The following is a 22,397-nucleotide window of genomic DNA, read 5'->3' as shown; positions in this document are numbered from 1 at the left end:
CCTGGTGTTCGGAGTGGTGTCCGGAATTGAGGCGTGGGTTCGGGTGCGGGGCGGGCCGGTGCTCCGGCGGTCAGCCCCTGATCTCGCAGAGTGCGGCGCCGGAGGCGACGGTGGCCCCGACCGTGGCGACGATGCCGAACACGGCACCCGCCTTGTGGGCGTTGAGGGGCTGCTCCATCTTCATGGCCTCGAGGACGAGCACGAGTTGGCCGGACTCCACGGCCTGGCCCTCCTCGACGGCGACCTTGACGATGGTGCCCTGCATCGGGGAGGCCAGGGTGTCGCCGGAGACCGCGGTCTTCTTGGCGGCACTGCGCGGCGGCCGGCTCTGTGCGACCGCCGCGGTACGGGGCGCCTGCGGCAGTGACACCTCGATGCGTTTGCCGCCGACCTCGACCACGACGGTCTCGCGGGTGTCGGGTTCGTCGGTGTCCGTGCCGGTGGGGGTGAAGGCGGGGATGGTGTTGGTGAAGTCGGTCTCGATCCAGCGGGTGTAGATGGTGAAGGGTTCGCTGGTGAAGGCGGGGTCGGCGACGACGGCGCGGTGGAAGGGATGGCGGTGGCCATGCCTTCGACCTGGAATTCGGCCAGGGCGCGGGCGGCGCGTTGCAGGGCCTGGGTGCGGGTGGCGCCGGTGACGATGAGCTTGGCCAGCAGGGAGTCCCAGGCCGGGCCGATGACGGATCCGGTTTCCACGCCGCTGTCGAGGCGGACGCCGGGGCCGGTGGGGGGTGCGAAGCGGGTGACGGTGCCGGGGCGGGCAGGAAGCCGCGTCCGGGGTCCTCGCCGTTGATGCGGAACTCGAAGGAGTGGCCGCGGGCGGGGGGGTCGGTGTAGCCGAGTTCTTCGCCGTCGGCGATGCGGAACTGTTCGCGGACCAGGTCGATGCCGGTGACTTCTTCGGTGACCGGGTGTTCGACCTGCAGGCGGGTGTTGACCTCCAGGAAGCTGATGGTGCCGTCGTTGGCGACCAGGAACTCGCAGGTGCCTGCGCCGACGTAGCCGGCTTCCTTGAGGATGGCCTTGGAGGCGGTGTAGAGCTGGTGGTTCTGGTCCTGGGTCAGGAACGGGGCGGGGGCCTCTTCGACCAGTTTCTGGTGGCGGCGTTGCAGGGAGCAGTCGCGGTGCTGACGACGACGACGTTGCCGTGGGTGTCGGCCAGGCACTGGGTCTCGACGTGGCGGGGCTGGTCGAGGTAGCGCTCGACGAAGCATTCGCCGCGGCCGAAGGCGGCGACGGCCTCGCGGACGGCGGAGTCGTAGAGTTCGGGGATCTCGTCCAGGGTGCGGGCGACTTTCAGGCCGCGGCCGCCGCCGCCGAAGGCTGCTTTGATGGCGACCGGGAGGCCGTGCTGCTGGGCGAAGGCGAGGACTTCGTCGGGGCCGGTGACGGGGTCGGGGGTGCCGGCGACCAGGGGGGCGCCGGCGCGTTGGGCGATGTGGCGGGCGGCGACTTTGTCGCCGAGGTCGCGGATGGCCTGGGGCGGGGGGTCGATCCAGGTCAGGCCGGCGTCCAGGACGGCCTGGGCGAATTCGGCGTTCTCGGACAGAAAGCCGTAGCCGGGGTGGATCGCGTCCGCGCCGGAGTCGGCGGCGGCCTTGAGCACCTTGGTGATGTCGAGGTAGCTGCCGGCCGGGGTGTCGCCACCGAGGGCGAAGGCCTCGTCGGCCGCGCGGACATGCAGCGCGTCCCGGTCCGGCTCGGCGTACACGGCGACGCTGGCAATACCCGCGTCCCGACAGGCCCGGGCGACGCGGACTGCGATTTCTCCGCGGTTGGCGATGAGCACCTTGCGCACAATGGCTCCTCTCCTGGTCTCCTGGTTCCGTGTGCCCGCGGCTGGATTTTCCTCCGAGGGAATTACCAGGGAATTCGGCGCGGGATCGTGACTCCATGGTTGTTCGGAACTCCGACCCGGTTCAAGACCGGACGGGACAGGCTTCGGTCAGGTTCTGTGAGCCGGTCGCTGATTTGTCGGGCGACCGCCACGTTATCGTCAGAACCAGGTCAGAGGCCCAGGTGGGAGAGTTGCTGGGCGGCTTTCGCGGGCTGCCCGGGAAATGACGAAAAGGGATGGACTCCTTTCGGAATCCACCCCTCGCGATCGCTGCCACCTGCGTCACCGCTGCCTGTTCAGCCGTTTCCCAGACGGAATCCGACGCCGCGCACCGTGATGATCCAGTCGCTTCCGCCGAGTTTCCCGCGAAGGCTGCTGACATGGGTGTCGACGGTGCGCCGGGACCAGGAATCCCCCCAGACCTGCTGCATGAGCCGTTTTCTGGGGATGACCGTGTCCGGGTGCGAGGCCAGGAGGTAGAGCAGGTCGAACTCCTTGCGCGCGTCACATTGACCCCGGTGCCGTCCAGGCTGACCTGCCGGGTGCTGGCGTCGACCAGCAGCGGGCCGTGCGAGACGACCTGCGCGGTGTGCGGCTGCATCCGGACCCGGCGCATGACCGCTTCCATCCGGGCCATCAGCTCGCGAAAGCCGTAGGGCTTGACCACATAGTCGTCGGCCCCGGCCTGGAGGCCGAGGACCCGGTCCAGTTCCGATCCCCAGCCGGTGACGGCGATCATCGGGACGTCACAGGCCGAACGGATGCCGCGGCAGAGACCTCTAAGCCGTCCAGATCCGGGAGTTCGAGGTCCAGCAGGACGAAGTCCGCACTCTCGTACACCTGGAGTGCCTCGCTGCCGGTCTCGACCGCGTCGACATCGTGTCCGTGTCTGCGCAGGCCCTTGGCGAGGGCTTCCATGTCAGTGGCGTTGTTCTCGACGACAAGGACCCGCCAGATCGGAGAGACACCCTGCGGCGATCCTGGCGACGATATCCGGGAACCCACTAGATCGCTTGAGCTCTGAATCATTGTCTCCCCTAGCTAGCCCGACTTCGAGATGCGCTTCAGGTCACAGGGAAAGAATACAAACCGCCCGCCCGGTTTGTCAAAGCTCGGCTGGTAAACAGCTGGTTAAGGAAGTATAAACGACGCAATGCTGCCAAACAGGACACCGGGGATATGAATAATCGCTTATTACGCACATCTCTCCCGTATGGGACATCCTCGGTTCGGACATATGAACCGGCGTCGCCGGGGTTCCCGTCACTGATCGGCCCACTAAACTACCGTCCAGTCGGTTTTTAGAGGGAGAGCGATGACGGGAGCCACCCAGTGACGCAACAGGCGCGGGCCTCACGCACCCACCAGGCGTTGATCAGTTCCGCGGCCGAGGTGTTCGACGCCCATGGGTATGTCAGAGCGAAGCTCTCCAGCATCAGCGCGGGGGCCGGCGTGAGCCAGGGCGCCCTGCACTTCCACTTCACCAACAAGGAGGCCCTGGCCGAGGCGGTCACGGCCGCGGCGGCCATGGTCCTGCGCCGCGCCGCGCTCAGCGTCTGCCGGCAGCGGACCAGCGCGCTGCAGGCCCTCGTCGACGTCTCGCACGCGCTGGTCCGGCTGTTGGACCGTCAGGTCGTGGCCCGGGCCGGCCTCCTGTTGAACCGGGAGGGTGTCGGCGGCGGACGGGACTTCCTGCTGCAGTGGCGGGACGGGGTCCAGCGGCTGCTGGAGCGGGCCGATCAGGAGGGGATGCTCGGTCGGCAGGCCACGATCCCGGCGATGACCTGCACGATCATGGCCGCGACCACCGGGATCTCGGCGCTGGCGCTGGGCCGGAACCCGACCGCGTGCGACTCGCTCACCTCCGTCTGGCAGGTGCTGCTGCCCGCCATGGTTGTGCCGGGAGCACTGGGTCAGCTGCGCCCGGGCGGTATCGAGCCGATGCTCGGCAGGGTGCTGGAGCCGGGCTGAGCGGCGGCCTCGGCGCGTTGCTCAGGCCTTTGCTCGGACCGGGCCAGGAACTGCCGGTACCAAGGGAGTTGCCGGGGGAAGTCGACGGCGAACCCGGCGCCGGGGGCGCAGCCGAGATCGTCCCAGAGCCGGTCGTCGGCGAACCAGTGGTCCACCGCCAGCATCCCCAGGTGGTGCCGGATCCGCGGGTCGTCGGCCGACCAGGTCCGGGTCGGGTCGGCTTCGGCGCCGCCCGGCGCGCGGCCTCCCGCGCCGCCTCCCGGCGCGCTGCCGTGGCCGAGCCCGTCGGCGATCGCCGACAGCAGCTCCGAACAGCTCACCGGCACCGGGTGGTTGACATGGCGGACCCCGGAGAGCCGGGCCGGCGCCAGCCCGGCGGCCAGCAGGGCCCGCCCCAGCACACCTACCTCGATCAGCGAGTGCCGGGAGGTCCACCCGCGGCTCGGACCACTGGCCGGAGTCCCGAGCAGGGCGACGAGCCCCGGCACCACCCAGCGGTCCCCGACGCCGTAGACGAGGTGCGGACGCAGTACCACCCCGCCGGCCGCCAGGACGTGCTGCTCGGCCGCGGCCCGGGTCCGACTGGTGACCGAGGTGGCGGCCACCGTCCGCTGTCCGGGCGCCAGTCGGGTGAAGGGGCCGCCGCCGTAGACGGCGGCCGTGCTCAGCAGGACGATCCGCTGGACGCCGCTGCGGACGGCCTCCGCCACCAGGGCGCGGGTGCCGTGGTCGTTGACGGCCACGGCGTCCGCCTCGGCGCCGCCGATCTGCGAGGCGCAGTGGACCAGGACGTCGACGCCGTCGCAACTGCCGCGCAGCGACGCGGGGACGGCGAGGTCCCCGTACACCGTCTCGGCCCGGGAGCCGGCGCCCGGCGCCACGGCGTCGGGCGCCGTCCGGCGGGTCATCAGGCGTACCGCGAGGGCCGGGTCGGCCAGGGCCGCGGCCGCCGCCCGGCTGCCGACGAAGCCGGTCGCCCCGGTCACCAGAACCCGTGCGGTCATCTCAACTGGCCCTGGGCAGCAGTGATCCGATGGTGCAGGAGAAGACGGGCTCGCCGTCCTGCTGGCCCCAGACCCGCACCGAGGTGGTGGGTCCTTCGGACTCCACCGGCGCGGACTCTATCCAGCACGGGCTGTGGAGTTCGGCGTAGCGGTGGAAGGCGATCTCCACCGACAGCGGGAGGAAGCTGTGCTCCGGGTCGGTGGCGGTGGCGGCCTGGCGGGCCGCCTCCAGCAGCAGCATGCCGGGCACATGGTCGCCAGGTCGGCCGTAGAGCGTGGGGTGGTGGGTGTCGAGCCGCACCTGCCACAGGTTGGCGTGCGGGGTCGGCGCCAGCACCACGTCGTCGTGGCTGGTGCGGCCGGCGGCCAGTGGCGGTACGCCGTTGAGCAGCGGCACCGGGCGGCCGATCTCCTCCAGGTGTTCGCCCCGGATCCGCCGGTAGGCCCGGGGCGAGGTACAGCCGAGACTTCCCGCGCCGGTCGCCAGCACGGTGCTGCCGCTGCGGAAGACGAGCTCGACCCGCATGCCGCTGAGTCCGGGGCCGCGCCGTCGGATGTCGGTACAACGGACGTCGACGGCGATGTCTCCGGACGCGAGGTCGAGGGCGACGCCCTGGGGCGAGGTGGTGTAGGACAGATCCCACATCACGAAGTGGTCGTCGAGCGGAACCGCGAACTCCGTGTGGGCCAGCAGGATCGCCGCCTGCCGGAGGGTCTCGGCGATCAGCAGTGGATCCTGGTGGCTGCCGGACACCGGGGTGAAGAAGCGGTGGGCCAGCGGCCAGTTGGCCGTCACCGCGAACCGGGTGTCGGTCACCCTGGTCCAGCCGGTCAGGAAGACGTCCTGCGGATCGGGCCGGTGGACCAGTTCGGTGGGGACGGCGGTCGATCGGTGCTCGGGCGTGGAGTGGAGTGCGGAGTGGAGCGGGAGGGAGGCGGGCACTTGGTCGCGCGGTATCTGGATCTGAACCATGGACGATCCCCCATCAGGTTCATACGGGCTACGAGGCGCGCTTTGTGCAGTAAGATACTGGCCGCGCGGTTTTTTATCCAGCCCAACTTTTGTCCTGCGTAGATCATTCAATGCAATGAGAGGTGCCGTCGCCATGGCTCAACAGGCCCGTGCCATCCAGACCAGGCGAATGATCCTGGAGGCAGCCGCGACCGTCTTTGATGAGCGCGGTTATGCCTCCGCGACTATCAGTGAGATTCTCGCGCGGGCCGGGGTGACAAAGGGAGCACTGTACTTCCACTTCTCCTCCAAGGAGGAATTGGCGCTGGGCGTCATGGGCCTACAGCTTGAATACGTACCGGCGCTACCGCAGTTGACGAAACTTCAGGATGTCGTCGATCAGGGCATGCTGCTCGCCCACCGGCTCCGGCACGAGCCGATCGCCCGCGCCAGCGTTGCCCTGGCGATGGACCAGGCGGTCGAGGGGCTGGACCGGGGCACGCCGTTCCGGGCCTGGATCGAACGGCTGGCCACGCTGCTCGACGAGGCGCGGGCGCAGGGCGAGCTGCTGCCGCACGTCAAGCCTGCGGAGACCGCGGAACTCCTGGCCGGGGCCTTCTCCGGGATCCAGGAATTGTCCCAAATAACTTGCCAGCGTGAGGATTTGGAGCATCGCATTTCGGTGCTGCTGCACCATGTGCTGCCGAGTGTAGCCGTGCCGGCCGTGCTGGTCTCGTTGGACATGGCCGATGACCGGGCGACCCGGTTGTTCGCCGTACTGGAGCCGCAGGATCCGGTTGCCGACGAGCTGGTGTGAGCTGAAACCAAACCGGGCGGTCGGAATATATTGACGCCCCGCGCGACCGCGTGCCACGCTTCTTCCGCCGCCTGCAGGCGTCTCCTTCGCTGATCCGATCCGATGAACGGACATCCCATGATCAGTCGCAGAACACTCCTGGGTGCGGGGACAGCCGCGCTGGGGGTCGTCGGCCTGCCGGTCTCCCCGGTCTTCGCCGGAACGGTCGGCCGCACCGTCCCCTGGGGCCGGCTGGGGCAGCAGCTCCAGGGCCGCCTGGTGCTGCCGTCCGACGCCGCCTACAGCACCGCCAAGCAACTCGAACTGATGCAGTTCGACGCAGTGAACCCGCAGGCCGTCGCCTACTGCGCCGGGTCCGCCGATGTCTCACTGGCCGTCAGATTCGCCCAGGACCACGGTCTGCCGGCCGCGGTGCGCAGCGGCGGCCACAGCTACGGCGGGTACTCCACCAGCACCGGCCTGGTCATCGACGTCTCCGGGCTCAACGCCGTCGCGGTCGGCGCGAGCACGGTGCGGATCGGCCCCGGCGCCCAGAACGTCGACATCCTCAACACCCTTGCCGGGTACGGACTTGTGGTCAGCGAGGGCGGCTGTCCCACGGTGGCGAGCGGCGGATTCCTGCAGGGCGGCGGCTTCGGCTTCCTCACCCGCCCGCTCGGCATGGCCTGCGACGCCCTGGTCTCGGCCGAGGTGGTGCTGGCCGACGGAACGGTCGTCACCGCCTCCGCGGACCAGGACCGCGACCTGTTCTGGGCGCTCCGCGGCGGGGGCGGGGGCAACTTCGGTGTGGTGACCTCGTACACGGTGACCCCGCACGCCATCGGCGCGATGCCCACCACCAACCTCTTCTTCTCCTTCGACAACGCCGCCCAGGTGTTCGACGGCTTCACCCACTGGCTGGTCGACGCGCCGCGCACCCTCGGCGGCGGCACCTACGCGGTGCTCAATGACGCGGCGCCCGGCGCGGCGCCCACCGTGATGACCACCTTGACCTCGACCGGCTCGGCGTCCGAACTCGCCGCCGAGGTCAGCCGACTGCTCTCCTGCACCGGCGCACCGCTGAGTCAGCAGAGCGCGGCCCTGTCCTACCGGGATCTGATGATGACCGTGTTCGGGTGCGGAAGCCTCTCCCCGGAGCAGTGCCACCGCTCCGACACCAGCGAGGGCGGCACCCTGGCCCGGCCCGCCTACGGTCTGGAACGCTCCCGGCTGTGCGACGGGCCGCTGCCGGCGACCGCCTGGGGCGAGGTGGCCGCGGCCTTCGACGCGGACCGGACGACCGGTCACTTCCGCCAGCTCGAAATCCATATGTTCGGGGGAGCGGCCAATGACCCGGGCCGCACCGACACGGCCTATGTCCACCGCGACGCCCTGTACTGCGTGAACTACCGGGACACCATCGCCGATCCGGCGGCCGCCGACGCCGCGGGCCGGGCCGGCGCCAAGGCCTGGGTGGACGGCGGCTTCGCCGTCATCGACCCGTACTCCAGCGGCGAGAGCTACCAGAACTGGATGGACCCGGAACTGCGTGACTGGAAGCGGTCCTACTACGCCGAGAACTACCCGCGGCTGCTGAGCCTCAAGGCCGGCTACGACCCGCACCGGTTCTTCAGCTTCGCCCAGGGCGTCGGCGCCCCCTGACCTGACGGGTGGACGGTGTGCTCAGCCGACGGTGCAGGAGCCGATCCGGTATCCGACACTGCGCACCGTCACGATCCAGTCGCCGGCGCCGAGTTTGTTGCGCAGGGAGTTCACATGGGTGTCGACGGTACGGCTGGAACTCGTCCAGTCGTCGGCCCACACCGTCGACATCAGCTCCCTGCGGGTGACGGTGGTCTCCGGGTGCGAGGCGAGCAGCAGGAGCAGGTCGAACTCCTTCCTGGTCACCGCGACGACCCGGTGCTCCAGCCGGACCTGCCGGCTGCGGGGGTCGATCCGCAGCGAGCCGCGAAAGACCGCGTGGGCCGTGGTCCGTGCGGTGGCGCGGCGCATGACCGCATTCATCCGGGCCGAGAGTTCACGGTATCCGTACGACTTCAGCATGCAGTCGTCGGCGCCCGCCTGCAGGCTGAGCACCCGGTCCATTTCCCGGTCCTCCGTGGTGAAAGTGATGACCGCGGTGTTTCCCTCGGCCCGGATGCTGCGGCACACCTCTATTCCGTCGAGATCGGGGAGTTCCAGGTCGAGCAGGACCAGATCGGCCTGCCGCCAGACCCGGAGGGCGGCGCGTCCGGAATCCACCCGGACCACCTCGTGGCCGTTTCTGGAAAGCCGGCCGACCAGGACGCCGGAGGTCCGGGAATCGGGATCGACGACAAGCACACGCATGCTGGACAATCACCCCGTCCCACGGCGTCTCAGGTGCTGCGGCGGAATTCCGGCGGAATTCCGCGGCGGCCCCGGCCCGCGCGCTGCGGACCGGGGCCGCCGTGCCGAGCGCGGCGCGTGCGCCGGGGTCGGGACCGTCGGATCAGGCCGAACGGGTGTGCACCACGCGGTAGGTGTTGGAGTCCCGGGCGACGGTCAGCAGGTCGATCTGGGCCTCGGCCTTCTGCCGGGTGGGGGACTGCTCGGCCTCCGGCACGGCGCGGAAGGCGTCGTAGGACTCCTTGTCGTCCCACTGGGAGTAGGCGACCACGAACGACCCCTCGAGCCCGCGTGCGGCGATGCCGCGCAGCACGGTGAGGGAGCGGTGGCCGGGGGTCTCCAGCAGCCACTCCCGGGCCGGACCCAGGGCGTCCACCAGGGCGTTCTGGTCGTCCTCGGCCACTGTGAACACCTCGATCACGGTGTAGTCGTCGCGGGTGGGCGAGATCTCGGTGACGCCGCCAAGCTCCGGGCGGCGCTGGGTGAAGACCACCTCGTTCTGCAGCAGCCGGATCGAGGTGGTGATCGCCCCGAACAGCGGGAGCGTGCGGTGCTTGAACTCCTCGCCGGCGTAGCGGGCCTCCAGGTCCTCGCCGCTGCGCCACTGGATGAAGTTGGCGGTGCCGGGCTCGTCCTGCCCGCTGTGGACGGTGCTGGAGATCCAGCCCGGGTACTCGGCGGAGTCGACGATCTCCCGCATCGCGCCGAGCAGGCTCTCCTGCTTTTCCGGGGCGTCGGTGGAGAACAGGTTGAGAACGGTCAGGTAGCGGTCTTCGACGGAGATGCTGGGCATGGCTTCTGCACTTCCTGCTAGGCGGGTGGTGCATTCGGACATTGATTCGGCCCGTACTCGACCAGCATCACAAGACCACCGCCGGAGGTAAAGTGCCCAGCGCTCAAGGATTGCCGCAGATTCGTCATGTCTTCGAGCAGAGCGTCAGATCCCGTCCCGCACTGTCAATTCCACGACAAGGCTGTGGAACGGCGCCTGAAACAGGGTCATGCTCGAGAAATGCACCCAGACCCGCAGGCACCCCTTGTCGGTGCACTGCTCGACCGGTACCTCCTCAGTCTCGACGACGAAGAACTCGACGAAGAATGGACGCGGAGCCTTTTCACCGCGGACGCCGGCGTCGAGTTCCCGATGAGCCGCCACGAGGGAGCCGAGGGCCTCGCCGCGTACCACCGCGAGGCCCTGGCGGCGTTCGCAGCGACCCAGCACCTCAACTCCCCGGCCGTCGTGGAGTTCTCCGGCGACGACCGGGCCGTGCTGCGGGCCAACCTCGTGTCCACCCATGTGCACCTCCCCGGGGCCTCGGTGGAACCGCTGTTCGCGACCGGCAGCCTGGCCACCGGCGAGGCCGTGCGCACCCCCGACGGCTGGCGGCTGCGCCGCCTGTCGTTCCGCATGGTCTGGATGACGGGCAGCCCGCCCGTTCTGGCGACCACCGCGGGGGAACGCCCATGAGAAGCATGGCGGCGCCCCAGGACATGCTGATCGCGGTGATGCTGGCCGGCATCGCGATCGTGCTGCTCAGCGGCATCGTACTCGGACGGGTGGCCCGTTCGCTGCGCCAGCCCGTGGTCATCGGCGAGATCGTCGCGGGCATCGTGCTGGGCCCCAGTGTGCTGGGGCAGCTCCCCGGCGACCTGCCGCACCGGCTCTTCCCCGCCGATGTGCGCCCGCTGCTGTCCGCGGTCTCCCAGATCGGCCTGGTGCTGTTCATGTTCCTGGTGGGCTGGGAGTTCGAGAAGAAACTGATCCGCCCTCATGTCCGGCTGGCCACCGGGGTGTCGCTGACCTCGATCGCCCTGGCCTTCGGCCTCGGCGTGGGCGGCGCGACCCTGCTCTACCCGCGGCACGCGACGGTGGCCGGGCAGCACATCTCCTTCGTCGCCTTCGCCACCTTCATGGGTACCGCGATGTCGGTCACCGCGTTCCCGGTGCTGGCCCGGATCCTCAGCGACAACAAGCTGCTGGGGACCCGGGTGGGCAGTGTGGCGCTGGCCGGCGCGGCGATCGACGACGTGCTGGCCTGGTGCATGCTGGCCTTTGTGTCGGCCCTGGTCAGTTCCGGCGGCCACTACGACAACCTGCTGTGGATCGCCCTGCGCAGCGTGGGGTTCGTCGCCCTGCTGCTCCTGGTGGTCCGGCCGCTGCTGGCGCGGCTGGTCTGGCGCTGGGCGAGCGCGGAACGCTGGTCCTCGCTGCTGGTGCTGCTGTGCGCCGGGGTGTTCCTGTCCGCGTGGGTGACCACCTGGATCGGCATCCACCCGATGTTCGGCGCCTTCCTCTTCGGCCTGATGATGCCCCGGGAGCCGACCCGGGTCCTGACCGAGCACCTGCGTCGGCCGATGAACCATCTGACCCTGGTGCTGCTGCCGGTGTTCTTCATCGTCACCGGACTCGGGGTCGACCTGGGCACGCTGACCGGCGCCGACTACTGGCAGTTGGCCCTGATCATCACCATCGCCTGCGCCGGGAAAACTCCTCGGCGCGATCGTCCCGGCGCGGCTGGCCGGGTTCTCCTGGCGGGAGTCCAAGGACCTCGGACTGCTGATGAACACCCGAGGGCTGACCGAGCTGGTCATCCTGAACGCGGCGGTCAGCCTCGGCGTCCTGGACGGACAGATGTTCACCATGATGGTGATCATGGCGCTGGTCACCACGGCCCTGGCCGGCCCGCTGCTGTCACGGCGGGGGACACCCGTCCCCGTCCTTCCGCACGAAACCGTCGCGGACCGCAGGGCCCGCGTACCCGAGTGAGAGGCCTCCCGTGATTCCCACACAGCAGGCGCCGCGACCGACCCAGCCGGTGGAGGCCGCGGCGCTGCGCCGGACCTGCGCGCATTTCGCCACCGGCGTCACCGTGATCACCACCGGCGGCCCCGACCACTCGGTCGGAGCCACCGTCAACTCCTTCACCTCGGTCTCGCTGGATCCGCCGCTGGTGCTGTTCTGCCTGCACCGGGGCTCCCGGCTGCGGCCGGTCATCAGCGGGGAACGCGGATTCGTCGTCAACTTCCTGGCCGCCCAACAGGAGCCGCTGGCCCAGGCGTTCGCCGCGCGCGAGTCCGCGGTGTTCGAGGACGTGACCCACCACCGGTCCGCCGACGGGCTGCCGATCCTCAGCGACGCGCTGGCCTTCCTGGCCTGCCGGCTGCTCAAGGAGTACGACGGCGGCGACCACATCATCGTGCTCGGCGAGGTGGTCGACCTGGGGGTGCCGAGCGAGGACGAGGATCCGCTGATCTTCTACCGCGGCGCGATGCACGCGCTGGAGGAGCGGCCGGGGACGGCACGGGCGCGCTGATGCCGATGTGGAGATCAGAGCCGGCGGGCCACCGGCAGCTGGTCGACGGCGTCGTACGCCAGCCGGGCGCTCTCCACCTTCTCCAGGTTGGTGCCGGACCACTGCACCAGGGCGGAGAACAGCGGGGCCAGGCTCCGGCCCAGCTCGCTGATCTCGTACTCCACCCGGGGCGGCACCTCCGGGTAGTAGGTGCGCACGACCAGGCCGTCCCGCTCCATCTGCCGCAGCCGCTGGGTCAGCACCTTGGGGGTGATGGTGGCGATCTGGCGCTCCAGCTGCACGAAGCGCTGCCGTCCGAACTCGTTCAGGGTCCAGAGGATGGGGGTGGTCCAGCGGCTGAAGACGATGTCGACCACAGGTCCGATCGGGCAGGCCTGCTCCGCGCCGACCTGCGCGGTCTTCGTTCGGGACGCGATGGCGGCCATGTCCACTCCTCGGGGGTAGTCACTTTCCTCTAGGTACCTACTATACATGCGCTGCTAGCCTCGGCAGAGTCACTTCCGGAACGAAGAATCAGCTATCGCCATGCATCAGAGAACAGTCCCGAAAATCCCGGCCCAAACCATTGATCAGGAGTTGTTCCATGGCTATTCCAGAATCATCCACTTATCCCGCCACGCGGGCCGCGGACGCACCGCAGGCCGGAGCGTCCGACCGGTCCGGCCTCATCCTGGTGTTTCTCTGCATCGCCGGGTTCATGACCTTCCTCGATGTGTCGATCGTGAACGTCGCCCTGCCGTCCATCGAGAAGACGCTCAATATCTCCGAGAGCTACCTGCAGTACATCGTGACCACGTACGGAACGGTGCTCGGCGGATTCCTGCTGCTCGGCGGCAGGCTCGCTGACACCTTCGGACGCCGCCGGATGCTGCAGTCCGGCCTGGTGGTGTTCGCCCTGGCCTCCCTGATGGCCGGCTTCTCCCAGGGCGCCGTGATGCTGATCGTCGCCCGTGGCCTGCAGGGCCTCGGCGCCGCGATCATCGCCCCCGCCGCGCTCAGCCTGCTGACCGTCACCTTCGCCGAGGGCCCGGCCCGCACCAAGGCGCTCGGCGCCTGGGGCGCGGTCAGCGGTATCGCCTCCGTCGCCGGAGTGATCCTGGGCGGCCTGTTCACGGAGGGACCCGGCTGGCGCTGGATCTTCTTCATCAATGTGCCGATCGGAGTGGCGGCCGCGGTCTTCGCACCGATGATCGTGCCCGAGAGCCGCTCCGACGAGCGCCGCAAGACCTTCGACACCGCCGGCGCGTTCACCCTCACCACCGGCCTGGTCCTGTTCATCTACACCCTGGGCCAGACCTCCACCGCCGGCTGGACCTCCGCCCGGACTCTGGGCAGCCTCGCCGCCGTGGTCGTCCTGCTCACCGCGTTCTTCCAGATCGAGCGCCGGGCCCAGTCCCCGCTGATCCCGCTCGGCATCTTCAAGCGCCGCGTGCTGCGGGCCGCGAACCTGACCGCCGTCCTGCTGTTCGGCACCCTGGTGACGCTGTTCTTCTTCGCCAGCCTGTTCATGCAGCAGGTCCTGAACTACTCCCCGATCCGGACCGGCCTGGCCTACGTCCCGCTGGCCATCATCGTCTCCGTCGGCGCGGGCGTGGCCTCGACCCTGGTCACCAAGGTGGCCGCCAAGCCGGTGCTGGTGTTCGGCCTGCTGCTGGCAGCCACCGGACTGTTCCTGCTCTGGCAGGCGCCCGCCAACGGCAGCTACGTCCTGCACATCCTGCCCGCCTTCCTGATCGCCGGCCTCGGCCTGGGCATGACCTTCGTGCCGCTGCAGGTCGCCGCGTTCTCCGGAGTCAAGAAGGAGGAGTCGGGACTGGCCGCCGGCCTCATCAACACCAGCCAGGAAGCCGGTGGAGCGCTGGGCGTGGCCATCGTCGCGACCATCGTGTTCAGCCGGGTCCCCGCACTGTCCCGCTGGGCGGGCAGCGACCCGGCCCGGATCATCTCGGCCCGGGTGACCGTCTTCCACGAGGCCTTCCTGATCGGCGCCTGCTTCGCCCTCGCCGGAGTCGTCATCTCGCTGCTGCTGCTGCCGATGATGCGGCCCTCGGACAACCCGGAGAACGCCGTGGCGGCCGAGACCGTCCAGGGCGCCTGAAAGGCGGAGAGTCCCATGGCACTGTCGCTCCCGCCCTCGGCCGAGGCCTTCCTCGCCGACAACCACCTCTGCACCCTGTCCACCCTCCGTCCCGACGGCTCGCCCCATGTCGTGCCGGTGCGCTTCACCTGGGACGGCGAGGCAGGACTGGCCCGGGTGATGACCATCGGCTCGCGCCGCAAGGCCCGCAACCTGGCGGCCAACCCCGGGGCCCGCGCCTCGGTCTGCCAGGTGGCCGGCGGCACCTGGATCACCCTGGAGGGCCGGGCCACGGTCACTGACGACCCCCAGCGGGTGGCCGAAGGCGTCCGGCGCTACGCCAAGCGCTACTGGTCGTCGCCGCCGGCGCTGCCCGGGATGGTCGTGATCGAGATCGAGGTCGACCGGGTGCTCGGCCTCGACTGAACAGCAGGCGGCAGGTGCGCGGCGGTGCCGGGAGAGGTGATTCCCGGCACCGCCGCGCATTTCGCTGCAGCATTTTCCTGCAACAGATATGACGAACTTGTCAGAGACCTGTAGTGGCGGCCATTTACCCCGCCGAAACCCCTCGGGATACTGGAGAAAACCCCAGCGAGAAAACCCCAGCCGGAAGAGGACACATGGAAAACTTCGATGCCGACGTCATTGTCGTCGGAGCGGGACCTTCGGGCCTCATGCTCGCCGGAGAGCTGCGCCTCGCCGGAGTTTCAACGATCGTGCTCGACCGGCTTTCCGAGCCGATGCAGCAGTCGCGCGCCCTGGGATTCTCCGCCCGCACCATCGAGGAATTCGACCAGCGCGGGCTGCTGCCGGCCTTCGGCGAGCTCGGGGTCATCCCGATCGGCCACTTCGGCGGGCTGCCCCTCGACTACCGGATCCTGGAGGGCGGCCACTTCGGCGTCCGCGGGGTGCCCCAGTCGTTCACCGAGTCGATCCTGGCCGACTGGGCCGGCGGCCTCGGCGCCAAGGTGTACCGGGGACACGAGGTGGTCGGCCTGGACGCCGACGCCGACGGCGTCGAGCTGGAGGTCGCCACCCCGGGTCCGCGGACCCTGCGCGCCGCCTACGTGGTGGGCTGCGACGGCGGCCGGAGCGCCGTCCGCAACCTGTCCGGCATCGCCTTCCCCGGCACCGACGCGACCATCGAGATGAAGATGACCGACGTGGCCGACGTCCCGCTGCGGCTGCGCCCCACCGGCGAGATCAGCGCGGCCGGCATGGTCGTGGTGCTCCCGCTCGGCCCGAACGCCACCAGGGTCGTCGTCTACGAGCGCAACGCGCCGGTCCGCGCCACCTCCGAGGCGCCGACCTTCACCGAGGTGGCCGACGCCTTCCAACGGGTCACCGGCGAGGACATCCACGCCGCGACCCCGCTGTGGACCAGCTTCTTCACCGACGCCAGCCGCCAGGCCGCGGAGTACCGCAAGGGACGGGTCTTCCTGGCCGGCGACGCGGCGCACGTCCACCTGCCGATCGGCGCCCAGGGCATCAGCGCGGGGGTCGGCGACGTCGTCAACCTCGGCTGGAAGCTCGCCGCCGAGATCCAGGGCCGCGCCCCGGCCGGACTGCTCGACACCTACCACAGCGAGCGGCACCCGGTCGGAGCCCGGGTGGTGGCCAACACCCTGGTCCAGCGCTCGCTCTACCTCGGCGGCGACGAGATGCAGTCGCTGCGCGACGTCTTCACCGAGCTGGTCGGCTACGAGGACGTCCAGCGCCACCTCGTCGGCATGGTCACCGGCCTGGACACCCGCTACGACGTGGGCGAGGGCAGCTACCCCCTGCTCGGCCGGCGGATACCCGGTCTGGCCCTGGTGGTCGACGGCGAGGAGACCGACGTCTACGCGCTGCTGCACCGGAGCCGCGGGCTGCTGCTCGACTTCGACGACGACCCCGAGCTGCGGCAGATCGCCGCGCGGTGGGCCGACCGGGTCGACGTGGTCACCGCGCGACGCCCCGGCTCCGAGCTGCCCCGCGCCGACGTCCTGGTGCGTCCCGACGGCTATGTGGCCTGGGCCTCGGCAGCCGCGGAGGGGCTGGTCGAGGCCCTCACCCGCTGGTTCGGCGAGCCGACCGCAGTGAACCAGGACACCGTCCGTCCGCTCTGAGAACCCCGAGCATCCGAGAACCCTGAGCAGAGGAGTGCGCTCTTGAACGCCAAGGCTATGGAAACAGATGGGGCCCCCGCGGCCGCCAGCGAGTCCGAGTGCGACGTTCTGATCCTGGGCGCCGGCCTCGCGGGCTCGGTGACGGCGGCGATCCTGGCCCGGCAGGGGGCGAAGGTGGTCCTCGTCGACGCCGGACAGCACCCGCGGTTCGCGGTCGGCGAGTCGATGAACCCGCAGATGGTCGAGTGGATGCACCTGCTCGCGGTCCGCTACGACGTGCCCGAGCTCAAGCACCTGCTGGACATCAAGGCGGTCACCGAGCACATCGGGCCGTTCCACGGCAAGAAGCAGAGCTTCGGCTTCGTCCGGCACGAGGAGGGCAAGGAGCCCGACCCGGCCGAGGCCACCATGTTCATCATCCCCAAGATGCTGACCGAGGCGAGCCACCTCTACCGGCAGGACACCGACTCCTACTACTTCAACGTGGCCGCGACCTACGGCACCACGCTGCGGCAGAACTGGCGCGCGACCAGCCTGGACCTCGACGACGACGGCGTCACCGTGACCGGCCAGAACGGCGAGGTGTTCCGCGCCAAGTTCCTGATCGACGCCAGCGGCTTCCGCTCGCCGCTGGCCCAGAAGCTCGACCTGCGCGAGGAGCCGACCCGGCACAAGCACCACTCGCGCTCGCTGTTCACCCACTACGTCGGGGTCAAGCCGTACGACGAGGTCAACAACTACCCCGAGGAGATGCGCCCGCCGGCCGAGTTCAACGGCGGGACGCTGCACCACCTGATCGAGCGCGGCTGGTTCTGGATCATCCCGTTCAACAACTACAAGGACTCCAAGAACCCGCTGTGCAGCGTCGGACTGACCTTCGACGAGCGGGTCTACCCCAAGCCGACGGATCTGACCCCGGAGGAGGAGTTCAACAAGTACCTCGACAAGTACCCTGCGGTGAAGCGGCAGTTCGCCGACGCCAAGCGGGTCCGCGAGTGGGTGTCCACCGACCGGATGCAGTACTCGTCCAAGCAGACGGTCGGCCGCCGCTGGTGCCTGATGTCCCACGCGGCCGGGTTCATCGACCCGCTGTACTCGCGCGGCCTGTCCAACACCTTCGAGGTCGTGGACGCGCTCACCAGCCGGATCCTGGAGTCCCTCAAGGAGGACGACTTCTCGGTGGAGCGCTACGAGTACGTGGAGCGCCTGGAGCAGGGCCTGCTGCACTACAACGACCTGCTGGTGAACGCCTCCTACATCTCGTTCAACCACTTCCGGCTGTGGAACGCGGTGTTCCGCGTCTGGGGCTGCTTCACCACCCCCGCCACCATGCGGCTGCTCCGGGCCCGGCAGAACTACTCCCTGGACGGCGACGACCAGCACTTCAAGGACCTGGAGAACGCCGCCTACCCGGGCCTGTGGTGGCCGGACAGCGACGGCTTCAAGAAGCTCCTCGACGCCACCGCCGAGACCTGCGACCGCTACGAGGCGGGCGAGATCGACGGCGACAAGGCCGCCGACATCGTCTTCATGCACATCCGCGACTGCGATGTGGTCAACACGCCCTTCGGCTGGAAGGACGAGGAGGACCACCGCTACTTCCTGCCCTCCGCGGGCACCATGATGAAGTTCCTGTGGTGGGCCAACACCCAGGCGCCGCCGGAGATGCGCGACCTCGGGCGGGCCCTGCTGACCGGGATGGCCAAGTCCGCCGTGCGCGGCCAGAAGGCCACCTGACCGGGTACTACCGGTGACGGGTCGGGCGCATGCGCCCGACCCGTCACGGTCATGGGAAACCACAGAACCACGAAGGAGGACCACCCATGAGTGGACCCGTCACACTCATCAACGCGTTCAACGTTCCGCAGGCGGAGTCGGAGCGCTTTCTGCTGCGCTGGACCGAGAACGCCCAGCTGATGGCCGGTCAGCCGGGCTTCGTCCGGGCCCGGCTGCACCGGTCGCTGGGGGCGGACGACGCACTGCGCTTCGTCAACGTCGCCGAGTGGGACAGCGAGCGTGAGCTGGCCGACGCTCAGGCCGACCCCGATTGGCGCGCGTCGGTCCAACGGATGTTCCAGGACCCGGGGCTGCACGTCACCGCCCACCCGGCGGTCTACCAGGTGGCCCTGCAGCTGAACCCCGGCGACACCGGGTGAACCTGCCCGACCACAACGACGACTGTCCGCGGAAGCCTGCTGGGCTTCCGCGGACAGTCGTCGTCAACCGGCTCGTCAACCGGCTATGGCCGGCGGCCGTACCAGCCCACCAGCTGGTCGATGGCCGGCGCGTCCGCCGGAACCTCGACCACCGGGCCGAACGGCGCCGGGCCGCCGCGGATTCCGGCCGGGACGGCGTGCCGCATGGAACCGGTCGAGACCGCCAGCACGCCCTGGTCCCAGGCCGGCTTCTGCCCGGTCGCGGTGGCCAGGTCCCAGGTGTGGACGGTGAACTCGGTCGAGTAGATCACCATGGCGACCGCGCCCGGCAGGGTCCCCATCGGCAGCTGGAGCGGGCGGCCGAGGAGCGAGGAGTCGGACCACACGGCCTCGACATCGTGGGCGGTCTCGGTCCAGGCCTTCGCCCAGTCGCCGTCGGCGACGTCCTCGGCGATGCCCGGGAGGCTGAACGGATCGGCGCCCCGGCCGATCGCGGCCACCCGGCGCAGCACGGCGACCAGGTGGTTGGACAGCAGCCGCACCGAGTACTCGGGACAGGGCGTGGTCAGGTCGAAGTGTTCGGGGCGTACGCCGGCCAGGGTCTCCCCGGCCAGGGACACGGCTTTCGCGAAGTTGACCCGCGGGTCGGCAGCGGCTGTCTCAGGGGTGGTGGCGGTTTCAGTCATGGTTCCAGCCTGCCGGTCAAACCGGCCACCCTGTGGCCTGTTTGGAAGGAGAATATCCAGATATGAGAGCCGATCGTCTGGTGGCCACCCTGCTGCTGCTGCAACGGCGCGGGCGGGTGACCGCGCTGGAGGTGGCCGAGGAACTGGAGACCTCCGAACGCACGGCCCGACGCGACCTGATGGCGCTCTCGGCGGCCGGCATCCCGGTCTACTCGCAGCGCGGCCGGGGCGGCGGATGGTCCCTGGTGGGCGGGGCCAGGACGGATCTCACCGGTCTGAACGCCGGCGAGATCCGGGCGCTGTTCCTGGTCGCGGGGCCGTCGGCGGCGGCCACGCCCGAACTGCGGATGGCCCTGCGCAAACTGGTGCGTGCGCTGCCCGCCACCCTGCGGTCCGGCGCCGAGGCCGCGTCCAGGGCCCTGGTCGTCGACGGCACCGGACTGGCGCCGGAACAGCACGGCCGCGCCGCCGCCGCACCTCGACGCGGTCCAGCAGGCGGTGGTGGACGGCACCCAGATCGTGCTCGGCTACGCCGGTCCCCGCAAACCGGCCGATGTGCGCACCGTCCATCCGCTCGGCCTGGTGGCCAAGGCCGGCGTCTGGTACCTGGTCGCCGGTACCGACGACGGGCTGCGGACCTTCCGGCTCAGCCGGATCACCTCGGTCGAGCCGACCGGCGAACCGGTGGCCCGTCCGGACGGCTTCGACCTCGCCGCGGTCTGGCGCACCCTGGCCACGCAGGTCGAGGAACGGATGCTCACCGCGACCGTGCAGGCCAGGGCCGATGTGCGGTCGCTGCCGATCCTGGAGGAACTGTTCGGCGGCCGGCTGCGGATCGGCGACCCGCTCGCCGGTGACCAGGTGGAGATCGAGGTGGCCGGCCCCTCACCCGAGATCATCGCGGCCCAACTGGCCGGTCTGGGGCCCCGGGTGGAGATCCTCTCACCCGCCTCGGCCCGGGAGTGGCTGGCGAGTCTGGCGGCCGAACTCGCGCGGATGTACTGGCCGTCGACGACGGTCGAGGACGTGACCGGGCGGACGGAGCGCTAGCGCTCGGGGTGCCAGTGCGGGATCAGCTCCGCCCGGTCCAGCACCGGACGGAGGGCAAGCGCGCGCTCCAGCCGCCAGGGCGAGCAGGGGTGGTCCCACCAACCCGGCGGCGCCACCACGACCGTGCTGAGCCCGTAGGTGCTGAGGCTGTCGAGGACGGACCACAGCGGACGCCGCAGCATCCGGACGACGTCGGCGCGCACGAAGGCGCTCCTCTCGCGGGGGTGGGGTGCGATGAAAAGGAAATCCCTTCGCAGGCCTCAATTGTCCCGAACGGATTCAGGGCTGCCCATGTCCCCCATGTCATATTCCGGCAGATTTGTCAGATCCCCGGCCGGTACCGGGTGGAGTGTCGGCGGCCGGACTGGCACACTCTTGGGAGAGTACGAGGCGGTCGACATCACCGGCAGGTATTCTGCATTGTCGACCGACCCCCTGGAGGTGTGCGATGCCCGGCCCTATCCAGTCGCTTGAGCGTGCGGCGGCCATCCTGCGGTTGCTCGCGGGCGGCGAACGCCGGCTCGGCCTGTCCGAGGTGGCCGCTGCCCTCGGGCTTGCCAAGGGCACCGCGCATGGAATCCTGCGGACGCTGCAGCAGGAGGGCTTCGTCGAGCAGAATGCCGAGAGCGGCAAGTACCAGCTCGGCGCGGAGCTGCTGCGGCTGGGGCAGAGCTATCTGGACGTCCACGAACTGCGCGCCCGCGCCCTGGTCTGGGCGGACGATCTCGCTCGGGCGAGCGGCGAGACCGTGTACCTCGGAGTGCTGCACCAGCACGGGGTGCTGATCGTCCATCATGTGTTCCGGCCGGACGACAGCCGCCAGGTCCTGGAGGTCGGCAGCATGCAGCCGCTGCACAGCACGGCGCTGGGGAAGGTGCTGCTGGCGCACGACCCGGTGGCACGGGGGGAGCTCGACGACTTCCCGCCCGAGCGCTACACCTCGCGGACGCTCACCGACCTGGTCTCGATCGACGAGGAGAGCGCGCTGACCCGCGAGCGCGGCTGGAGCGCCTCGGTCGAGGAGACCTGGGAGGGGGTGGCGTCCATCGGTGCGTTGATCCAGGACCGCCGCCGCAACCCGGTGGGCGCGGTCTGCGTCAGCGGCGCGGTCGAGCGGGTGTGCGAGGGCGGCGCGGTCCGGTCCGACCTCGTCGTCTCGGTGCGCGAGGCGGCCCGGGCCATCTCCCGGGACCTGGGCGCCGCCCGGTTCTGAGACCGGTCTGAGTCGTCTTGGGTGTTTTTTCCCTGTGCGGTCTTGACTTCGAAGCGTCCAGGGGAGAAAACTGCCGCATACCGGTCGACATTGTCGAACGACGTTCACGGCAATAGAAGGAGTCGTTGTGTCCAACGGCCACATCTTCGTAGGCGAGCTGCTCGGTACCGCCCTGCTCATCCTGCTGGGCGGTGGCGTCTGCGCTGCCGTGACGCTCAAGAGATCCAAGGCCCACGGGGCCGGCTGGATCGCCATCGCCTTCGGCTGGGGCTTCGCCGTCATGGTCGGGGCGTATGTGTCCTCGACGCTGTCGGGCGCGCACCTCAACCCGGCGGTCACGGTGGCGATAGCCGTCAAGACCGGCCAGTGGAGCCACGTCCCGGTCTATCTCGCCGGGCAGCTCCTCGGCGCGATGATCGGCGCGGCGCTGGTCTACCTGGTCTACCTGGGCCAGTTCCAGGAGAACGACGAGCCCACGCTCGGGATCTTCGCCACCATCCCGGAGATCCGGCACCCGGTGCAGAACCTGGTCACCGAGATCATCGCCACCATGGTGCTCTGCCTGCTGATCCTCACCCAGGGCCTCAACACCCAGCTCGGACTGTCCGGTCTGGGCATCCTGATCACCTCGCTCACCGTGGTCGGCATCGGCTTCTCGCTCGGCGGGCCCACCGGCTACGCGATCAACCCGGTCCGCGACCTCGGCCCGCGGATCGTCCACTCGCTGCTGCCGATACCCAAGAAGGGCAGCTCCGACTGGGGCTACGCCTGGATACCGGTGGCCGGGCCGCTCATCGGAGCCGTTCTCTCGGGCCTGCTCTACAAGGCCGCGTTCTGACCCGGGA

21 protein-coding genes and 3 pseudogenes are annotated in these 22,397 nt (G+C 69.7%); 15 read left to right on the top strand and 9 right to left on the bottom strand.

Going from position 1 to position 22,397, the window contains the following annotated elements; all coding sequences use genetic code 11:
- Positions 1-70: 70 nt before the first annotated feature.
- Both ACXKR8_RS07645 and ACXKR8_RS07640 read right to left on the bottom strand, forming a co-directional pair.
- Positions 71-1,798 (bottom strand): annotated as a pseudogene (locus ACXKR8_RS07645) (acetyl/propionyl/methylcrotonyl-CoA carboxylase subunit alpha).
- Positions 1,799-2,133: 335 nt separating this feature from the next.
- Positions 2,134-2,755 (bottom strand): annotated as a pseudogene (locus ACXKR8_RS07640) (response regulator transcription factor).
- A 414-nt stretch (positions 2,756-3,169) separates the two neighbouring features.
- Between ACXKR8_RS07640 and ACXKR8_RS07635 the strand changes: the two are divergent.
- Entirely contained in the window at positions 3,170-3,808 is a 639-nt protein-coding gene (locus ACXKR8_RS07635) for a ScbR family autoregulator-binding transcription factor (RefSeq protein WP_458272132.1), read from the top strand.
- Here the strand turns inward: ACXKR8_RS07635 and ACXKR8_RS07630 are convergent.
- Together ACXKR8_RS07630 and ACXKR8_RS07625 are read right to left on the bottom strand one after the other, a co-directional pair.
- Positions 3,751-4,812: an NAD-dependent epimerase/dehydratase family protein gene (locus ACXKR8_RS07630; protein WP_458272131.1), complete on the bottom strand. Its 1,062-nt coding sequence runs from the start codon at positions 4,810-4,812 to the stop codon at positions 3,751-3,753. The two genes, ACXKR8_RS07635 and ACXKR8_RS07630, sit on opposite strands and share 58 nt — an antisense overlap.
- 1 nt (position 4,813) lies before the next feature.
- Complete coding sequence (locus ACXKR8_RS07625) at positions 4,814-5,785, bottom strand: ScbA/BarX family gamma-butyrolactone biosynthesis protein (RefSeq protein ID WP_458272130.1); 972 nt, start codon at positions 5,783-5,785, stop codon at positions 4,814-4,816.
- 133 nt (positions 5,786-5,918) lie between these two features.
- Here ACXKR8_RS07625 and ACXKR8_RS07620 point away from each other — a divergent pair, with 133 nt between their 5' ends.
- Together ACXKR8_RS07620 and ACXKR8_RS07615 are read left to right on the top strand one after the other, a co-directional pair.
- On the top strand, positions 5,919-6,581 hold the full coding sequence (locus ACXKR8_RS07620; protein WP_458272129.1) for a ScbR family autoregulator-binding transcription factor: 663 nt from the start codon (positions 5,919-5,921) through the stop codon (positions 6,579-6,581).
- Between the two features lie 117 nt (positions 6,582-6,698).
- Positions 6,699-8,222 carry an FAD-dependent oxidoreductase gene (locus ACXKR8_RS07615; RefSeq protein WP_458272128.1) on the top strand — a complete coding sequence of 508 codons (1,524 nt, stop codon included), beginning with the start codon at positions 6,699-6,701 and terminating at the stop codon, positions 8,220-8,222.
- A 21-nt stretch (positions 8,223-8,243) separates the two neighbouring features.
- On the opposite strand, the gene ACXKR8_RS07610 is transcribed toward ACXKR8_RS07615, so the two are convergent.
- Together ACXKR8_RS07610 and ACXKR8_RS07605 are read right to left on the bottom strand one after the other, a co-directional pair.
- Positions 8,244-8,909 (bottom strand): response regulator transcription factor, encoded by a 666-nt coding sequence (locus ACXKR8_RS07610; protein ID WP_458272127.1) that lies wholly within the window; start codon positions 8,907-8,909, stop codon positions 8,244-8,246.
- Between the two features lie 142 nt (positions 8,910-9,051).
- On the bottom strand, positions 9,052-9,741 hold the full coding sequence (locus ACXKR8_RS07605) for an antibiotic biosynthesis monooxygenase (RefSeq protein ID WP_458272126.1): 690 nt from the start codon (positions 9,739-9,741) through the stop codon (positions 9,052-9,054).
- A 126-nt stretch (positions 9,742-9,867) separates the two neighbouring features.
- Between ACXKR8_RS07605 and ACXKR8_RS07600 the strand changes: the two genes are divergently transcribed.
- The 3 genes from ACXKR8_RS07600 to ACXKR8_RS07590 are packed head-to-tail and all read left to right on the top strand — an operon-like array spanning position 9,868 to position 12,262.
- Positions 9,868-10,416: a nuclear transport factor 2 family protein gene (locus ACXKR8_RS07600; protein WP_458272125.1), complete on the top strand. Its 549-nt coding sequence runs from the start codon at positions 9,868-9,870 to the stop codon at positions 10,414-10,416.
- Between the two features lie 5 nt (positions 10,417-10,421).
- Entirely contained in the window at positions 10,422-11,729 is a 1,308-nt protein-coding gene (locus ACXKR8_RS07595; RefSeq protein WP_462100386.1) for a cation:proton antiporter, read from the top strand.
- Positions 11,726-12,262, top strand: coding sequence for a flavin reductase family protein (locus tag ACXKR8_RS07590; RefSeq protein WP_458272123.1), 537 nt, complete (start codon positions 11,726-11,728; stop codon positions 12,260-12,262). Before ACXKR8_RS07595 ends, ACXKR8_RS07590 begins: the two co-directional genes overlap by 4 nt.
- 14 nt (positions 12,263-12,276) lie before the next feature.
- Here the strand turns inward: ACXKR8_RS07590 and ACXKR8_RS07585 are convergent, their stop codons facing one another.
- Positions 12,277-12,687, bottom strand: coding sequence for a winged helix-turn-helix transcriptional regulator (locus ACXKR8_RS07585; protein ID WP_458272122.1), 411 nt, complete (start codon positions 12,685-12,687; stop codon positions 12,277-12,279).
- 158 nt (positions 12,688-12,845) lie between these two features.
- Here ACXKR8_RS07585 and ACXKR8_RS07580 point away from each other — a divergent pair, with 158 nt between their 5' ends.
- From ACXKR8_RS07580 to ACXKR8_RS07560, 5 genes are all read left to right on the top strand, one after another.
- Positions 12,846-14,360, top strand: a complete 1,515-nt coding sequence (locus ACXKR8_RS07580; protein ID WP_458272121.1) for an MFS transporter — start codon at positions 12,846-12,848, stop codon at positions 14,358-14,360.
- A gap of 15 nt (positions 14,361-14,375) precedes the next feature.
- Complete coding sequence (locus ACXKR8_RS07575) at positions 14,376-14,765, top strand: pyridoxamine 5'-phosphate oxidase family protein (RefSeq protein ID WP_458272120.1); 390 nt, start codon at positions 14,376-14,378, stop codon at positions 14,763-14,765.
- Positions 14,766-14,959: 194 nt separating this feature from the next.
- Complete coding sequence (locus ACXKR8_RS07570; RefSeq protein WP_462100385.1) at positions 14,960-16,447, top strand: FAD-dependent monooxygenase; 1,488 nt, start codon at positions 14,960-14,962, stop codon at positions 16,445-16,447.
- Positions 16,448-16,489: 42 nt separating this feature from the next.
- The gene (locus ACXKR8_RS07565) at positions 16,490-18,184 is read left to right on the top strand and encodes an NAD(P)/FAD-dependent oxidoreductase (RefSeq protein ID WP_458272118.1); all 1,695 of its coding nucleotides are present in this window, start codon (positions 16,490-16,492) and stop codon (positions 18,182-18,184) included.
- An 86-nt stretch (positions 18,185-18,270) separates the two neighbouring features.
- Positions 18,271-18,603, top strand: coding sequence for an antibiotic biosynthesis monooxygenase family protein (locus ACXKR8_RS07560; RefSeq protein WP_458272117.1), 333 nt, complete (start codon positions 18,271-18,273; stop codon positions 18,601-18,603).
- Between the two features lie 83 nt (positions 18,604-18,686).
- Here ACXKR8_RS07560 and ACXKR8_RS07555 read toward each other — a convergent pair whose 3' ends face one another.
- Positions 18,687-19,289 (bottom strand): TIGR03086 family metal-binding protein, encoded by a 603-nt coding sequence (locus ACXKR8_RS07555; RefSeq protein WP_458272116.1) that lies wholly within the window; start codon positions 19,287-19,289, stop codon positions 18,687-18,689.
- Between the two features lie 62 nt (positions 19,290-19,351).
- On the opposite strand from ACXKR8_RS07555, the pseudogene ACXKR8_RS07550 reads away from it, so the two are divergent.
- Together ACXKR8_RS07550 and ACXKR8_RS07545 are read left to right on the top strand one after the other, a co-directional pair.
- Positions 19,352-19,459: pseudogene (locus ACXKR8_RS07550) on the top strand (WYL domain-containing protein); the annotation flags it as partial.
- A gap of 331 nt (positions 19,460-19,790) precedes the next feature.
- A complete protein-coding gene (locus tag ACXKR8_RS07545) occupies positions 19,791-20,339 on the top strand; it encodes a WYL domain-containing protein (RefSeq protein WP_462100384.1) in 549 nt (182 codons plus the stop codon).
- On the opposite strand, the gene ACXKR8_RS07540 is transcribed toward ACXKR8_RS07545, so the two are convergent.
- Positions 20,336-20,542 (bottom strand): hypothetical protein, encoded by a 207-nt coding sequence (locus ACXKR8_RS07540; protein ID WP_458272114.1) that lies wholly within the window; start codon positions 20,540-20,542, stop codon positions 20,336-20,338. The two genes, ACXKR8_RS07545 and ACXKR8_RS07540, sit on opposite strands and share 4 nt — an antisense overlap.
- 245 nt (positions 20,543-20,787) lie before the next feature.
- Here ACXKR8_RS07540 and ACXKR8_RS07535 point away from each other — a divergent pair, with 245 nt between their 5' ends.
- The gene (locus tag ACXKR8_RS07535; RefSeq protein WP_458272113.1) at positions 20,788-21,552 is read left to right on the top strand and encodes an IclR family transcriptional regulator; all 765 of its coding nucleotides are present in this window, start codon (positions 20,788-20,790) and stop codon (positions 21,550-21,552) included.
- A 127-nt stretch (positions 21,553-21,679) separates the two neighbouring features.
- Positions 21,680-22,390 (top strand): MIP/aquaporin family protein, encoded by a 711-nt coding sequence (locus ACXKR8_RS07530; protein ID WP_458272112.1) that lies wholly within the window; start codon positions 21,680-21,682, stop codon positions 22,388-22,390.
- Positions 22,391-22,397 lie beyond the last annotated feature (7 nt).

The sequence above is a fragment of the Streptacidiphilus sp. PAMC 29251 genome, from assembly GCF_054208735.2.
The sequence above is the reverse complement of the archived record's forward strand: the minus strand, read 5'-3'. Positions and strand labels throughout refer to the sequence as shown.

Coding starts and splice junctions, on each gene's coding strand:
- ACXKR8_RS07630 (WP_458272131.1), bottom strand. CDS start 4,812: ATGACCGCACGGGTTCTGGTGACCGGGGCGACCGGCTTCGTCGGCAGC.
- ACXKR8_RS07625 (WP_458272130.1), bottom strand. CDS start 5,785: ATGGTTCAGATCCAGATACCGCGCGACCAAGTGCCCGCCTCCCTCCCG.
- ACXKR8_RS07620 (WP_458272129.1), top strand. CDS start 5,919: ATGGCTCAACAGGCCCGTGCCATCCAGACCAGGCGAATGATCCTGGAG.
- ACXKR8_RS07615 (WP_458272128.1), top strand. CDS start 6,699: ATGATCAGTCGCAGAACACTCCTGGGTGCGGGGACAGCCGCGCTGGGG.
- ACXKR8_RS07610 (WP_458272127.1), bottom strand. CDS start 8,909: ATGCGTGTGCTTGTCGTCGATCCCGATTCCCGGACCTCCGGCGTCCTG.
- ACXKR8_RS07605 (WP_458272126.1), bottom strand. CDS start 9,741: ATGCCCAGCATCTCCGTCGAAGACCGCTACCTGACCGTTCTCAACCTG.
- ACXKR8_RS07600 (WP_458272125.1), top strand. CDS start 9,868: ATGTCTTCGAGCAGAGCGTCAGATCCCGTCCCGCACTGTCAATTCCAC.
- ACXKR8_RS07595 (WP_462100386.1), top strand. CDS start 10,422: ATGGCGGCGCCCCAGGACATGCTGATCGCGGTGATGCTGGCCGGCATC.
- ACXKR8_RS07585 (WP_458272122.1), bottom strand. CDS start 12,687: ATGGCCGCCATCGCGTCCCGAACGAAGACCGCGCAGGTCGGCGCGGAG.
- ACXKR8_RS07580 (WP_458272121.1), top strand. CDS start 12,846: ATGGCTATTCCAGAATCATCCACTTATCCCGCCACGCGGGCCGCGGAC.
- ACXKR8_RS07575 (WP_458272120.1), top strand. CDS start 14,376: ATGGCACTGTCGCTCCCGCCCTCGGCCGAGGCCTTCCTCGCCGACAAC.
- ACXKR8_RS07570 (WP_462100385.1), top strand. CDS start 14,960: ATGGAAAACTTCGATGCCGACGTCATTGTCGTCGGAGCGGGACCTTCG.
- ACXKR8_RS07560 (WP_458272117.1), top strand. CDS start 18,271: ATGAGTGGACCCGTCACACTCATCAACGCGTTCAACGTTCCGCAGGCG.
- ACXKR8_RS07555 (WP_458272116.1), bottom strand. CDS start 19,289: ATGACTGAAACCGCCACCACCCCTGAGACAGCCGCTGCCGACCCGCGG.
- ACXKR8_RS07535 (WP_458272113.1), top strand. CDS start 20,788: ATGCCCGGCCCTATCCAGTCGCTTGAGCGTGCGGCGGCCATCCTGCGG.